The sequence below is a fragment of the Streptomyces sp. NPDC039462 genome (assembly GCF_055639375.1).
On record NZ_JBVKAO010000001.1, the window covers coordinates 1,809,042 to 1,823,503 of the forward strand.

Below are 14,462 nucleotides of genomic sequence, written 5' to 3' on the forward strand. Positions count from 1 at the left end.
CGAGTAGCCCAACGCGGAATGCGTCAGGGGGCGTTGCCGCGCCCGACGGTGTCCCGCGCGAGGGTGCTCCGCCCGCCTCGGGGCCCCCGACGCCGGTCTGCGAGGATGCCCATGTCATGGCGCAGATACCGAAGCAGCAGATACCCGAGCAACAGACACCGAAGCAGCGGCCCACGCAGCCCACGCAGCGCTCCGTGCCGACGAGCGCCGACGTCGCCCGCCTGGCGGGGGTCTCCCGCGCGACCGTCTCGTACGTCCTCAACAACACCAGCGCCGTCCGCATCAGCGAGCCCACCCGGCGTCGCGTCCACGAGGCGGCCAGGGAACTCGGCTACGTCCCGCACGCGGCCGCCCGCAGCCTCCGCGCCGGACACAGCCGCATGGTCCTCATGCCCACGTCGGAGATCCCGCTGGGCCCGCTCTTCAGCCGGTTCTTCAACGAACTGCAATGGGCGCTCAGCCGGTTCGACTACACCGTCGTGCAGTACGCCAGCCTCGGCCTGACCGGCGAGGACGCCGCACGCGCCTGGGCCGAGCTGCGCCCCGTGGCGGTCCTCGCGCCCGACGCCTCCGCGCTCAACCCGCGCGGGGTCGCGGTCCTCAAACGGTCCGGCGCCAGGGCCGTCTTCACGCTCGGGCCCCACCGCGTCGAGGGAGCACACGCCCTGCTCATGGACGGCCGCAGGGTCGGCGAAGCCGCCGCCCTGCACTTCCTCGCCCGCGGACGGCGCAACATCGGCGTCGTCGTCCCCGCGGAAGGCGGCCTGGAACACTTCTCGCGGCCCCGCCTCGAAGGGGTCCGCCAGGCCGTGGCGAGCGCGCGCACCACCGGCGCCTCCGTCACCGAGCTGCCCCTCGCGTACGACGAGGAGTCCGCCGCCCGGCTCGCGACGCGCTGCCGCACCCTGGGGATCGACGCCGTCTTCGCCTACAACGACGAATACGCCATGCTCCTGATGCGCGCCCTCCAGGACGAGGGCATCGACATACCCGGCGAGACCGCCGTGCTCGGCTCGGACGACCTGATGCTCGGCAGGCTCCTGAGGCCCCGGCTCAGCACCGTCCGCATCGAGCTGCCGTCGGGCCGCGGCCTCGCTGAACTCGTCGACCGAGTGGTGCGCGACCCCGGCGCGGAACCCGAGGTACACGACGTGCTCGGGGCCGACGTCGTGCACCGCGAGTCCAGCTGAGTCCAGCTGACGGCTACGGCCCTTCTTGCTCCACGCCCGCGCTCACTGCCCCTGCTGCTTGGCCTGCTCCTCGGCGACCTGCCGGCGCACCTCGTCCATGTCCAGGTTCCTCGCCTGGCCGATGACGTCCGTCAGGGCGGCCTCGGGCAGCGCGCCAGGCTGGGCGAACACCGCCACCTGGTCGCGGACGATCATCAGCGTCGGGATGGACTGGATGTCGAAGGCCTGGGCCAGCTCAGGCTGGGCCTCCGTGTCGACCTTGGCGAAGACCAGGTCGGGATTGGCTTCGGCGGCCCGCTCGTAGACGGGGGCGAACTGCTTGCACGGCCCGCACCAGTCAGCCCAGAAATCGATCAGAACGAATCCGTTGTCCGTGACCGTCTGGTCGAAGTTCTCCTTGGTGAGCTCCACTGTCGCGCTGCTCATGGTGTTCCCTACTTCCTGCTGTCGGGCGTAGCCGCTGTGCACAACGGCCGATGGTGCGAACGTATTCCGCACGCCGCACGCGCGGACGGTGCCGTGCGTGCATGGGCGTGTTCCGCGCGCGTACCCGTGTGGCCACGGCGCACACCTGCCGACAGACTGTCCTCATGACGGATGCCATCACGTACGACGTAGTAGTCATCGGAGCAGGTCCCGTGGGGGAGAACGTGGCGGACCGGGCCCGCGCCGCGGGGCTCAGCGCCGCGATCGTGGAGAGCGAACTGGTCGGGGGCGAATGCTCCTACTGGGCGTGCATGCCCAGCAAGGCCCTGCTGCGCCCCGTGATCGCCCGCGCCGACGCCCGCCGCGTCCCCGGCCTGCGCCAGTCCGTGCAGGGCCCCCTCGACGCCCCGGCCGTGCTCGCCCACCGCGACGACTACACCTCGCACTGGAAGGACGACGGCCAGGTCGGCTGGCTGGACGGCATCGGCGTCGACCTCTACCGCGGCCACGGCCGCCTCGCGGGCCCCCGCAAGGTCACGGTCACCGGCACGGACGGCACGGAGCACACGCTCCAGGCCCGCCATGCCGTGGCCGTCTGCACCGGCACCCGTGCGGCCCTGCCCGACCTGCCGGGACTCGCCGACGTCAAGCCCTGGACCAGCCGCGAGGCCACCGCCGCCGACCACGTGCCCGGCCGCCTCCTGGTGGTCGGCGGCGGCGTCGTCGCCGTCGAGATGGCCACCGCATGGCAGGCGCTCGGGTCGCACGTGACGGTCCTCGTGCGGGGCGACGGCCTGCTGCCCCGTATGGAGCCGTTCGCGGGCGAGCTGGTGCAGGAGGCCCTCACGGAGGCGGGCGCCGAGGTCCGCTGCGGCGTCTCGGCCACCGCCGTCAAGCGCGAGAACGGCACCGTCACGGCGACCCTGGACGACGGCTCCACACTCCAGGCCGACGAGATCCTCTTCGCCACGGGCCGCGCCCCGCGCACGGACGACATCGGCCTGGAGACCGTCGGCCTCGAGCCCGGCTCCTGGCTGCCGGTCGACGAGAGCCTGCGCGTGGAGGGCAGCGACTGGCTGTACGCGGTCGGCGACGTGAACCACCGCGCGCTCCTCACCCACCAGGGCAAGTACCAGGCCCGCATCGCGGGCGCCGCCATCACCGCCCGCGCCCAGGGCGTCCCGCTCCTGGAAACCGACCGCTGGGGCGTCCACTCCGCCACCGCCGACCACGCCGCCGTCCCGCAGGTCGTCTTCACCGACCCCGAGGCGGCCTCCGCGGGCCTCACCCTCGCGGAAGCGGAAGCCGCCGGCCACCGCGTCCGCGCCGTCGACTACGACATGTCCGGCGTCGCGGGCGCCGGCCTCTACGCCGACGGCTACCGCGGCCGCGCCCGCATGATCGTCGACCTGGACCGCGAGATCCTCCTCGGCGTCACGTTCGTCGGCCCCGGAGTCGGCGAACTCATCCACTCGGCGACGATGGCGGTAGCGGGCGAGATCCCCCTGGACCGCCTGTGGCACGCGGTCCCCGCATACCCGACGATCAGCGAGGTGTGGCTGCGGCTGCTGGAGACGTATCGGGGCTGAGGCCCCGCCGCCCCCCTGCCGCTCCGGTCGCGGGCGGTCCTATGATCGTCACTCAGCGTAGGAGGGGGCTGGGTATGGCGGCAGGCTGGTCGGCGTCGCGACGGGCGCAGGAGGCGCGGCGTCAGGAGCGGCTGCTGCGTGAACAGTGGCAGGCCGCCCGCCGCCAGGCGCACCGGTGGGAGGCGGCGAGCGAGGGAGAACGCCGGGTCGCCGCCCAGCTGCTGGTGCTGACGGAGCGCGGGTGGCGGCTGCTGGTGGACCGGCGGTGGCCCGGCACGCGGTCCGCCAATGTGGACATGCTGCTCGTGGGGCCCGGCGGGGTCTTCGTCATCGACGTCAAGAACTGGCGTGCCGCTCCCGAGACGTCGGGCGGCAAGCTGAGCGCCGGAGGCCGGCCGTGCGACGAACACGCCGCCAAGCTCCTGGCCGTCACGAAGGCGGCCGAGGGCGCGGTGGCCTCTCTCGGCATGTCTCCCGTGGCGGTCCAGCCGCTCATGGTCTTCGCGGGCAGGCGGCTCGACGCCGGACTGGGCAGGATACGGCTCCTCGGCGAACACGAGGTCGGGCCCGCGCTCCTGGCGGAGCGCCACCGACTGCGTGCGGAGTCTGTCCGCGCGGTCGCCGACCATCTGGAACGCGTCTTCCCCGATTACGAGGGCTCGGCGGTCGGCGGACCGCCTGCCGCCACGCCCCCGCCCCAACAGGCCGAACCCGACGGCCTGTTCGACCTCGAAGGGCTCCGGGACGCCGCACTGGAGGAGGCGTTACGCGCCCCGATCGAGCAGTGGATGACCTTCCTCCACCCCGACCAGGTCGCACTGGTCCGCCGCAACTGGTCGGGCCCGGCCCGTATCAGCGGTCCGGCCGGCACGGGTAAGACGGTCGTCGGCCTGCACCGCGCGGCCCACCTGGCCCGGCGTACCGGCGGCCGGATCCTGTACGTCACGTTCGCCAACAACCTGCCCCGGGTGCAGGGCACCTTTCTCAGGACCATGTCCCCGGCGGTCGCGGACCGGGTGGACTTCAGCAGCCTGCACTCCTGGGCGCAGGAGTTCCTGCAGGAGCATGGCGTGCCGGTCCGCCTGCACCCGGACAAGGCCGAGACCGCCTTCAGTCTCGCCTGGAAGCACGTCGGACGCGACAGCCGACTGGCGCAGATCGACGCCGCGCCGACCTACTGGCGCGACGAGATCCACCACGTCATCAAGGGGCGCGGCATCACCACGTTCGAGGAGTACGCCGTCGTGCCCCGGCGCCGTCGCAGGACCATCCTCCGTCGACCGCACCGGCAGGCGGTGTGGGAGCTGTACGAGGCGTACGAATCCCTGCGTATCGAGCGGGGCGTGCACGACTTCAACGACATCCTCTCCCTCGCCCTGGCGGAAGCGACACGGCACAAGAGCTCGCGCCGGTACGCGGCCGTGATCGTGGACGAGGTGCAGGACCTCACCCTCGTCGGAGTGCGGCTGCTGCACGCACTGGTCGGAGACGTCCCCAACGGACTGCTGCTGGTGGGCGACGGCCAACAGGCCGTCTATCCGGGCGGTTTCCGCCTCACCGACGCGGGCATCGACATCCGCGGCGACCGCGGACAGGTGCTGCGCACCAACTATCGCAACAGCAGGCAGGTCCTCGATGCCGCCCTCGCGGTCGTCGCCGACGACGCCTTCGAAGACATCGACGGCCTGCGCACACCGGGCCGCAGGGACGTCGATCTCACCTACCACGACGGGCAGGTCGTCCGGGTCGCGAAACCCACCGTGGCCGACCACGACGAGGCTCTGCTGGACGCCCTGCGCGCCTTGTCCGCCGCCGAGCGGGGCGACGCCGCGGTGTTGTGCCCCTCGAAGCGGGCCATCGTTCACTATCAGCGCCTGCTCGCCCGAGCCGACATCCCGGTCTGTCAGCTGGAGCACTACGACGGCCACCCGGTGGAGGCGGTCAAGCTGGGCACGTACCGCAGGGCCAAGGGCCTGGAGTTCAAGCGTGTGTACCTGCCCCAGCACGATGCCGCCCTGCGGCACGAACCCCCAGCCGGCCCGGGGGCCACGGACCCGCCCGAAACGGCACGGGAGCACGAAGAGCTCCTGCGCAGCCAGCTTTTCGTGGCGATGACGCGAGCGCGTGACGTCCTGTGGCTAGGGAGCGTCACGCGCTGACACCGGGCCGAGCGGGTGCCCCGCCCCTCAGGCGCTCACATACACGTCCTCCACATATCGCCCCTCGGCGACCAGCTCCCGCCACCACGCTTCCGCGTCCGAGGCGTCGCCGCCCGTGTGCTTCATGTGGAGGTGGTGGAAGGCCTCGCGGACGCCGGGTGCCATGCGGGCGCCGTCGCCGCAGACGTAGACCCGGGCTCCGGTCTCCATGAGGCGCCAGACCTCCTCGGCCTCCGCCGCGATCCGGTGCTGGACGAAGAGGAGATCGCCCTCGGGGGACTTGGAGTACGTCGGGCGCATGGACACCGCTCCCGCGCGCTCCGCGGCTTCGAGTTCGGCGCGGTGGAGGTAGTCCACGTCGGGGTGGTCGCAGCCGAAGTAGCAGAGGGCGGGGGCGAGGCCGGCGCCGCCCCGCAGGAGTTCCAGGCGGTCGGCGATCGCTCCGCGGAACGGGGCGAGCCCCGTGCCCGCGCCGATCATGATGACCGGGCTCGTCGCGTCGGCGGGGATCCGGAAAGCGTCGCGGCAGGGCTGCACGCGCGCGTGGAGCGTGTCGCCGGGCCGCAGGCTGTGGAGGTACGACGAACCGGTGCCGCGGAACGTCCCGCGCCCGGAGCGGTCCGGTGCCGACAGGAGCGAGACCATCAGGTCGGCGTGGCCCGGCGAGGCGGCGGGTGAGGACGAGATCGAGTAGTGGCGGGGGCGCACCGCCGGCAGCAGTTCGAGCAGAACGGGCCAGGGGACCTGACCGCGCAGCGCCGGGTGGTCCTCGAAAAGGTCGAGGATGCCGCCCTGTCGTGCCGCCAACGCCGTCGGGTCGGCGGCCAGGTGCTCCAAGGCGGTCCGCTCGGGCGGGCACGGGTTGTGCTCGGCGAGCAGGGTGACCTGCGCCGCGGTCGGGGCGTCCCGCAACTCGGCGTACCGGCTGAGGAGTTCGCGTACGGTGACCGGCCGGTCGAGCGGCAGGGTGGACCGTCCGGGCCGGTGCGCACGGATGTTGAGGAGCACGTCCAGGTCGACGCCGAACAGCGCCGCCGCGCGCTCCACCGAGCGGGGGTCGTTGACCGGGAGTACGGACAGATGGTCGGCGGTGCGGTAGGTCACCCCGTCGGGAAGCGCCACGCGCAGGAAACGCTTCGGGCGGGCGAGCGGATGGGTGAGGTCGGCGAGGTCGGCGGTCTCCGTCACGGTCATCGGCGCCGTGCCGTACCGGGCGTCCAGCGCGTCCAGCGGCCCACCGGAGACCTCCGCGACGTCATAAGCCCTGGCCGGCGGCGTGCTCTCGGCGGCGGCTCCCGCGCTCTCCGGGTCCCCGTACTGCCGCAGCAGGGCGTGACGCAGCGCTGACGTGAAGCGGTGTACCGACCCGGCGAGGTCCCCGGAGGCGTCGGCCTCGGCGCGCTCCAGGAGGCGGGTCGCGCCTGAGGCGGCCAGGCCGTCGTCGATGAGGGTCGGCACCTGCTGGTAGGTGCCCGCCCAGTTGCGGTCGCCGACACCGAGGACCGCGTACCGCACCCCGTCGGCGGCGTCCGGCGCGGCCCCGGCCAGCCAGGACACGAACTCGCCCGCGTCGTCGGTGGGCCTGCCGTTGTAGGAGGCGGCGACGATCACCACGGGGGAGTCGGCGGGCAGCGCGTCGGCGGCTTCGTCGAGCGGGGCGACGCGCACGTCGAAGCCCAAGTCGGTGCCGAGCTCCCCGAGTTGCTCGGCGTACCCCCGGCAGGTTCCGAAGTTGGAGCCGTGCAGCAGCGTCAGGGCGGTGCCCGGCACGGCCCGCGTGGGCAGGTCGCCCTCCGGCCGGTCGCCCCCGCCCTGCTGCGCGCCCGCGGAACCGGGCCCCGACGTGCCGCCCAGCGCACTCAACCCCGCGAGGGCGGACCGGCTGCGCTCACGGTCCCGGGGGGTGCGCGCGGCCAGCGTCATGGTGAAGCCGTCGGGCTTGAGGGTCAGAGTCTCCTTGACCTTCAGGCGGTAGTCGGCGTGGTCGATGAACCGGTAACGGTGCACCAGCATGCCGAGCAGCATGGTCGCCTCGTGCAGCGCGAACTGCCGCCCGATACAGGCGCGTTCACCCGTGCCGAACGGCTTGTACGCGTGCGGGGACCGGGCCGCCTCCACCTCCGGGGCGAAGCGCTCGGGGTCGAACTCCTCGACGTTGTCGCCCCAGACCGGGTCCCGGTGCAGCATCGGCGTCAACACCACCACGTACTGCCCCGCCTTGATCGGATGCCGCCCGCCGATGACGGTGTCGGCACGGGCCCGGCGCTGGAACGCGGGCGCGGTGGGCCACAGCCGAAGCGCCTCGTTCAGCACCTGGCGTACGTAACGCAACTTGCCCACGTCCTCGTACGTCGGCTCGGGGTCGGGATCGTCGCCCCACAGCGCGTCCACCTCGGCCTGCGCGAGGTGCAGGACCGCGGGGTTCTTCACCAGGTGGTGAAGGGCGAAGGCGAGCGTGCCCGAGGTCGTCTCGTGCCCGGCGATGAGGAACGTGATGACCTGGTTGCGGATGTTCGCCTCGTCCAGCGTCTCTCCGCTGTCGGGGTGCGGGGAGTTGAGCATCAGGCCGAGCAGGTCGTCGGCGGAGGTGTCCCCCGACGCCTTGCGCGCCTCGATCACCTCGTCGACGACCCGCGCGAGGTAGGCGGCGTCGGTCTCGAACGCCGCGTCGTCGGCGGCGTAATCACCGGCGGGGTCCCGCGCCAGCTTCGCCTGACTGTGCGCCAGACCCCGTACGAGCGCCTGGACGAAGGGGTGCGGATCGGTGCGGCCGAACGACTCGAAGTCGTAGCCGAAGCCGGACAGGCCGATGGTGTCCAGCGTCATCCTGGTCATGTCCTCGGAGACCTCCACCGGCGCGGACTCGGCCGCGCCCGGCGTGAACCGGCCGTCCCAGGAGGCGATGAGGCGCCGGGCCACGCGCAGCATGTGCGGGTGGTACGTCCGCATCGAGTTCATGGCGAACGCCGGGAGCAGGATGTCGTGCGCCTTGGCCCAGTTGGGTTCTTCGTCGTACGCCGTGAACAGGCCGTCACCGGCGATGCCGCGGACGTTCTGCAGAGCAGGACCGACGCCCTTGGAGAACCGCGTCTCGTCGGACAGTTCCTCGACCAGCTCCAGCGAGCTGACCCAGACGGTCTCACGGCCGTGGTAGCGGCGGACGTAGAGAGGGCCGTGCCGCCGCGCGAGCTCCACGGACTGCTGGACCGGCGTGCTGGTCGGCCCGGCCGCCGTCACATCGACGGTGGGCAGTACGAGGTCCGGGTAGTCCCGGAGACCGCAGACCTCGACGGGGTGTTCTTCGCTCATCGGGCAGTGCCTCTTCCCATGGACGCGGGGGAGTTGAGCGCCCGGTACGCGGGGCGCCGCATCCACGGTGGCCTGCCCGGGGCGGTGGCCCCGCGCGAGAACTACATAATCTTGTAGGGCTCTTTTGCGCGTTGCCGGTTGCGCGATGAGCGACGAGGTGTGAGGCGGCGTGTGGGCGGCCTGGAGTGTGAAGGACTGGGGTGTGAAGGAGGTCAGAGGTGTGAAGGAGGCCGGGGGTGCGCAGGAGGCCGGGGGTGCGAAGGACGTCAGGGGTGCGAAGGGGGCTAGGGGCGTCGAGGGAGCTGGGGGCGTGAACGAGGTGAAGGAGGCCGAAGAGGCGGACGCGGCGATATGGCGCGGCCGTTTCCTCACCCTGCTCGACCGTTCCCCCGTGCCGACCGCCATAGCCGGCACCGGCGGCCTCGTCTCCGTCGCCAACCCCGCCTTCGCGTCGGCCCTCGGCCTCCAGCCGGGCCGGGTGGCGAACCAGCTCCTGCTCGACCTGCTCACCCCCACCAACAGACAACAGCTCCGCAAACTCGACGAGGCCATGCGCTCCGGCCGCAGGTCCCGCTACCCGGTCGAAGTGAGCTGGACGGCACGGGGAACGGCCCGCCACGGGCAGGTCACCGTCGAACCCGTCACCGACCCGCTCGCTGACACACCGCCCCTGCTGGTGACGCTGCGCGTCGCGGAGGCGCGAGCGGAGACGCCGGGAAACGACACGTCAGCCCGCGCCGACAGCACGGGGGAGGAGTTGGCCCACCCGGCCCTGAGCGCACAGGAGGCCCGCATCCTGCGGCTGGTCGCGGGCGGCGCCACGACATCGGTCGTGGCACGCGCGGTGGGAATCGGCGTCGACGGCGTCAACTACCACCTGACGCGGCTCTGCCGCCGCCTGCGGGCCCAGAACCGGACGGCGCTGGTGGCGAGGGCGTACGTACTCGGGCTCCTGGACCCCGAGGCGTGGCCGCCGCGGGTGGCGGGGCCGGCCGGACGCCGCGGCGGCGCCGCAGGGAGCGGGCCCTGAGCGCCTAGGCCCCTAGGACTCCAGGAGACTCCAGGCTCCTGACAGGCCCACGTATCCTTCCGGCGTGACGATGCGCGAGACGGCCGACGTAAGTGACGTACATACCGTAGGTGACGTACATACCGTAGGTGACGTACATACCGTGAGCGACGTGAATGTCGACGCGATGATCGAGGACCTCAGGACTCTCGTCGAAGTCGAGTCGCCGTCGCGCGACCTCGACGCCCTGACGGAGTCGGCGAAAACCGTCGCGGCGGTGATCGAGAGCCGGCTCGGCGGGCGGGCCGTCCTCGTCGCGAGCGAAGCAGGCCCGCACGTCCACTGGTCGGGCGGCGGCGACCCTCGTGTGCTGATCCTCGGTCACCACGACACGGTGTTCCCGCTCGGCACCCTCGAACGCCGCCCGTTCAAGGTCGAGGACGGTCGCGCGACCGGCCCCGGCGTCTTCGACATGCTGGGCGGACTGGTGCAGGCCGTGCACGGCTTGGCGGCGCTCGACGACCGCTCGGGCGTCGAGATCCTGGTGACCGCCGACGAAGAGGTCGGTTCCCGCTCCTCCCGCGCCCTCATCGAGGAACGGGCCCGCGCCTGCGGTGCCGTCCTGGTGTTCGAGGGTGCCGCTGACGGCGGCGCGCTGAAGACGGGACGCAAGGGCTGCGGCACGTTCGAAGTCGTGGTCACGGGCCGCGCGTCCCATGCGGGCCTCGAACCCGAAGCCGGCATCAACGCCCTGGTCGAAGCGGCCCACCAGGTCCTGGACATCGTGGCGCTCGGCCGCCCCGACATCGGCACGACGGTCACCCCGACCGTCGCGTCCGCGGGAACCTTGGACAACGTGGTCCCCGCGGAGGCGACCGTCGTCGTCGACGTCCGGGTCGAGTCGGCCGAGGAGAAGGAACGCATCGAGACCGCGTTCGCGGCGCTGACTCCACACCTGGCAGGGGCGGAGCTCACGGTCCGGGGATCCGTCGGCCGTCCCCCGATGCCCGAGTCGGCGGCGGCCGGGCTCTTCGCGATGGCGGAGCGACTGCTCCCCGGCGTCGGGAGCGAGGCGGTCGGCGGCGGCAGCGACAGCAACTTCACGGCCGCGATCGGCGTGCCGACGCTCGACGGCCTCGGCGCGGTCGGGGGCGGTGCGCACGCCGACCACGAGTACGTGCTGGTCGACGCGATGGCCGAGCGGGCACATCTCGTCACCGGCCTGGTACGCGCGATCCGCGACACCGGGACTGGGCGGTGACCCTTCCCCGCCGGTGAGCGGGGCGGATGACGCGGGGCCCGGGCACCCCGGTTAATGTGGACTGAGCGGTGATCTTTCCCGGGTGCTGCCGAAAATTCTCGAGGTTCTCGGGGTTCCGGGGCTTTCCGGGGCGCCGCGCGGCGGTGGGGCTCGCCGTACCCGAACCGCGGCGAAGGATGCCGCCAACAGTCCCTACTTGCGCACGAGTGCGCCCGAGGACGGGCGACGGCGAGTAGGAGGAGTGGTGACGCGGACGCGGCACGAGTGGCAGGTCGTCGCGGCGGTCGCCGTCGGCGGCGGCATCGGCGCGGTGGCCCGGTACGCGGCGTCGCTGTGGTGGCCGGTGGCCCCCGGCGGATTTCCCTGGACGACCCTCGCGGTGAACGCCGTGGGGTGCGCGGCGATCGGCGTCCTCATGGTGCTGGTCACGCGGGCGCGGCCCGTCCACCCCTTGGTGCGGCCCTTCTTCGGCACGGGCGTCCTCGGCGGCTTCACCACGTTCTCGACGTACGCGGTGGACATCGAGCACCTCTTGAGCGGCGACCACGTCCGCACGGCCCTGCTCTACCTGGCCCTGACGCCACTCGTGGCGCTCGCGGCCGTCTGGGGCGCGACGTGGGCGACGCGCCGCGTGGTGACGCGCCGTGCGGTGCAGGGGAGGCAGGCATGACGTGGCTGCTCGTCCTCGCCGGCGGAATGATCGGCGCCCCGCTCCGTTATCTGACCGACCGCGCCGTGCAGGCCCGGCACGGCACCGCCTTCCCCTGGGGCACCCTCACCGTCAACATCATGGGCTGCCTGATCCTCGGAGTGCTCACCGGCGCGGTCGCGGCGGGCGCCGCGTCGTCGCACGTCCAGCTCTTCCTCGGCACGGGGCTGTGCGGGGCACTGACGACGTACTCGACGTTCTCGTACGAGACACTGCGGCTCGCCGAGAGCGGCGCGCGGCTCCACGCGGTGGCGAACGTGCTGGTGAGCGTGGGTGCGGGCCTCGGCGCGGCGTGCGCGGGGGTGGCCGCCGCCGAGGCCCTGTGGCTGTGAGGGGAGGCGTCCCCCGGGGGGCCTGAGCAGGCCTGGTCAGGCCCGCTCAGGCCTGCTCACGCCTGAGCGAAGTGCCCGTTCAGCGCGGCGGCCATGCGCAGATGGGGCGCCGCGTCGTCCGGACGGTTCTGCCGCTCCAGCGTGCGGCCCAGCATGAGCCGGGCGTAGCTCTCGACTGGATCGAGGTCGAGCACCTTGCGCAACTCGGCCTCGGCGCGCCCGAGTTGGGCCGAGTGGTAGTAGGCGCGGGCGAGCAGCAGACGCGGGGCGACCTGCTCGGGCACCTCGTCGGCCAGGGCGTCGAGGATGCGCGCCGCTGTCGCGTACTCCTTGGCCTCGAAGAACTGCCGCGCGCGCTCCCAGCGCTCCGCCGCGGTCCCGTGGTCGTAATAGGTCATGTCCACTGTCTGCCTCCTTCGGGGGCTGCAACGACCCGGATTAGTTGAATATTCCACCATGCCCCCTCCATCTCTGTGGCGGTCGGGCGGCTGCCGTCGGGCGCCCCGCGGGGCTAGGTTGTGCGACATGAGCAATCTTGATCGCGAGGCGGTTCCTTCCTTGTGCGGCGGGCGAGGGTTCGTCGTCGCGGAACCGGTACGGGAACTCCTCAGTCCCCGCCGGGTCAAGCTCGGCGAGTCCACGGAGGTCCGTCGCCTGCTGCCGAATCTCGGCCGCCGCATGGTCGGAGCCTGGTGCTTCGTCGATCACTACGGCCCCGACGACATCGCCGACGAGCCCGGCATGCAGGTCCCGCCGCACCCGCACATGGGCCTCCAGACCGTCAGTTGGCTGCACGACGGGGAAGTGCTGCACCGCGACTCCACCGGCAGCCTGCAGACCATCCGCCCCCGCGAACTGGGCCTCATGACCTCCGGCCGGGCCATCTCCCACTCCGAGGAGAGCCCCAGGTCCCACGCCCGCTTCCTGCACGGCGCGCAGCTGTGGGTGGCCCTGCCCGACAGCGACCGGCACACGGCTCCACGCTTCGACCACCACGCGGAGCTGCCGCAGGTCACGGCACCGGGGCTGACGGCGACACTGATCCTGGGCACGCTGGACGGCACGACCTCGCCCGGCACGACGTACACGCCCATCGTCGGCGCGGACCTCGCCCTGTCCGACGGCGCGGACGTACGCCTCCCCTTGGACCCGGACTTCGAGTACGCCGTCCTCTCCATGTCCGGCGAGACACACGTCGACGGCGTACCCGTACTCCCCGGCTCGATGCTCTACCTGGGCTGCGGCCGCACCGAACTCCCCCTGCGCGCAGCATCGGACGCGTCCCTGATGCTCCTGGGCGGCGAGCCGTTCGAGGAGGAACTGGTGATGTGGTGGAACTTCATCGGCCGCACGCATGCGGACATCGCGCAGGCGCGAGCCGACTGGATGACCGGCAACCGCTTCGGTGTGGTGAAAGGATACGACGGGGACCCACTCCTCGCCCCCGAACTGCCGAACGTGCCGCTGAAGCCGCGGGGGCGGGTGCGCTGAGCTGGGGTTTGCGTCAGCAGTCCGACGGGGGAGGGCACGTGTGCCGGGGCGGACCCGCGATGGTAGGCGGCACCCTGCTCGATGTCGCCTCCACCAGCGATCGGCAGTCCAAGTCGAACTACATGGCCACCGCCGCGTACACCAACTGGATACAGTCCGCCGCCTCCAACAGCTGACGACAGACAGCGGGTAAGCATGCGCCGCCGCCTTGGTTCGGCACTGCGTCGTCGTCACGGGCCCTCAACCAACCAGTTGACACGGTTGGCATGTTCGCGACACTCGTCTTGGTCCCCTCTTTCGGTCCCCCAAGGGTCCGAGAGCCCCCACGTGTGAGAGGACAGTGATGGTGCACTTTTTACGGTTGGGTATAGCCGGTGCCGCGGCCGGGATGCTCTTGACCGCGGTCCCGGCGGCACACGCCGTGTCCGCGGCCGAGCCCACCATGCCGAAGCACGTGGCCGCGCAGGTCACGCTCCGCTACGACGCCAGCCGAGCGGCAGGCTGGGAGCAGGCGATCTCTGCCGGGGTCGCCTCATGGAACGGCAACGTCGGCAACGTCAAGCTGGTCAAAGCCGCCCCTGGTAGCCGAGCAGAGATCCAGATCGTGGCTACCACCGGCTGGCCGCAGGCCACACTCGGACCGGTCCGGCCGGGCGGCCGGGCACGGGTCGAACTCGGCAGCCAGGCGGTCTCCCAGGGCTACGACAAGACCCGCATCGTCGCCCACGAACTCGGCCACAACCTGGGCCTGCCGGACACCAAGCCCGGCCCCTGCTCGCAGCTGATGTCGGGCTCCAGCGCCGGTACGAGCTGCCGTAACGCGGTGCCCGACGCGGCCGAGCGCTCGCGCGTCGAGAACGCGTACGCGGGCGGCGCCGCGGCACACACCCGGACCGGCGGCCGCGTGCTGGTGGACGCGCCCTAGTCGGCAAGGGCCACCCCGACGTGACGATGCCTGCCCCAGCTATATCGCGGTCAGGCATCGTC

Annotated in this window: 12 protein-coding genes; 9 read left to right on the top strand and 3 right to left on the bottom strand. The window is 72.1% G+C overall.

What is annotated here, in order from left to right; genetic code table 11:
* The first annotated feature begins 116 nt into the window (after nt 1-116).
* Entirely contained in the window at nt 117-1,190 is a 1,074-nt protein-coding gene (locus ACZ7LU_RS07355; protein ID WP_471915981.1) for a LacI family DNA-binding transcriptional regulator, read from the top strand.
* 42 nt (nt 1,191-1,232) lie between these two features.
* On the opposite strand, the gene trxA is transcribed toward ACZ7LU_RS07355, so the two are convergent.
* Nucleotides 1,233-1,658 carry a thioredoxin gene (gene trxA / locus ACZ7LU_RS07360; protein WP_398298642.1) on the bottom strand — a complete coding sequence of 142 codons (426 nt, stop codon included), beginning with the start codon at nt 1,656-1,658 and terminating at the stop codon, nt 1,233-1,235.
* 122 nt (nt 1,659-1,780) lie between these two features.
* On the opposite strand from trxA, the gene ACZ7LU_RS07365 reads away from it, so the two are divergent.
* Both ACZ7LU_RS07365 and ACZ7LU_RS07370 read left to right on the top strand, forming a co-directional pair.
* A complete protein-coding gene (locus tag ACZ7LU_RS07365) occupies nt 1,781-3,205 on the top strand; it encodes a dihydrolipoyl dehydrogenase family protein (RefSeq protein ID WP_471915982.1) in 1,425 nt (474 codons plus the stop codon).
* Between the two features lie 74 nt (nt 3,206-3,279).
* Nucleotides 3,280-5,364, top strand: coding sequence for a nuclease-related domain-containing DEAD/DEAH box helicase (locus tag ACZ7LU_RS07370; protein WP_471915983.1), 2,085 nt, complete (start codon nt 3,280-3,282; stop codon nt 5,362-5,364).
* Nucleotides 5,365-5,391: 27 nt separating this feature from the next.
* Here ACZ7LU_RS07370 and ACZ7LU_RS07375 read toward each other — a convergent pair whose 3' ends face one another.
* Nucleotides 5,392-8,673 carry a bifunctional cytochrome P450/NADPH--P450 reductase gene (locus tag ACZ7LU_RS07375; protein ID WP_471915984.1) on the bottom strand — a complete coding sequence of 1,094 codons (3,282 nt, stop codon included), beginning with the start codon at nt 8,671-8,673 and terminating at the stop codon, nt 5,392-5,394.
* Between the two features lie 310 nt (nt 8,674-8,983).
* Here ACZ7LU_RS07375 and ACZ7LU_RS07380 point away from each other — a divergent pair, with 310 nt between their 5' ends.
* The 4 genes from ACZ7LU_RS07380 (at nt 8,984) to crcB (ACZ7LU_RS07395) (ending at nt 11,984) form a co-directional block, all read left to right on the top strand.
* Nucleotides 8,984-9,703 carry a PAS domain-containing protein gene (locus ACZ7LU_RS07380; RefSeq protein ID WP_471915985.1) on the top strand — a complete coding sequence of 240 codons (720 nt, stop codon included), beginning with the start codon at nt 8,984-8,986 and terminating at the stop codon, nt 9,701-9,703.
* A 166-nt stretch (nt 9,704-9,869) separates the two neighbouring features.
* The gene (locus ACZ7LU_RS07385; protein ID WP_471916499.1) at nt 9,870-10,943 is read left to right on the top strand and encodes a M20 family metallopeptidase; all 1,074 of its coding nucleotides are present in this window, start codon (nt 9,870-9,872) and stop codon (nt 10,941-10,943) included.
* A 244-nt stretch (nt 10,944-11,187) separates the two neighbouring features.
* Nucleotides 11,188-11,613: a fluoride efflux transporter CrcB gene (gene crcB, locus ACZ7LU_RS07390; protein ID WP_471110688.1), complete on the top strand. Its 426-nt coding sequence runs from the start codon at nt 11,188-11,190 to the stop codon at nt 11,611-11,613.
* Nucleotides 11,610-11,984 (top strand): fluoride efflux transporter CrcB, encoded by a 375-nt coding sequence (gene crcB, locus ACZ7LU_RS07395; protein ID WP_468310490.1) that lies wholly within the window; start codon nt 11,610-11,612, stop codon nt 11,982-11,984. Before crcB (ACZ7LU_RS07390) ends, crcB (ACZ7LU_RS07395) begins: the two co-directional genes overlap by 4 nt.
* A gap of 56 nt (nt 11,985-12,040) precedes the next feature.
* On the opposite strand, the gene ACZ7LU_RS07400 is transcribed toward crcB (ACZ7LU_RS07395), so the two are convergent.
* The gene (locus tag ACZ7LU_RS07400) at nt 12,041-12,382 is read right to left on the bottom strand and encodes a tetratricopeptide repeat protein (RefSeq protein WP_471915986.1); all 342 of its coding nucleotides are present in this window, start codon (nt 12,380-12,382) and stop codon (nt 12,041-12,043) included.
* Between the two features lie 127 nt (nt 12,383-12,509).
* Between ACZ7LU_RS07400 and ACZ7LU_RS07405 the strand changes: the two genes are divergently transcribed.
* A complete protein-coding gene (locus tag ACZ7LU_RS07405; protein ID WP_471915987.1) occupies nt 12,510-13,475 on the top strand; it encodes a pirin family protein in 966 nt (321 codons plus the stop codon).
* Nucleotides 13,476-13,818: 343 nt separating this feature from the next.
* Nucleotides 13,819-14,400: a snapalysin family zinc-dependent metalloprotease gene (locus ACZ7LU_RS07410; protein ID WP_362988345.1), complete on the top strand. Its 582-nt coding sequence runs from the start codon at nt 13,819-13,821 to the stop codon at nt 14,398-14,400.
* Nucleotides 14,401-14,462: the final 62 nt, after the last annotated feature.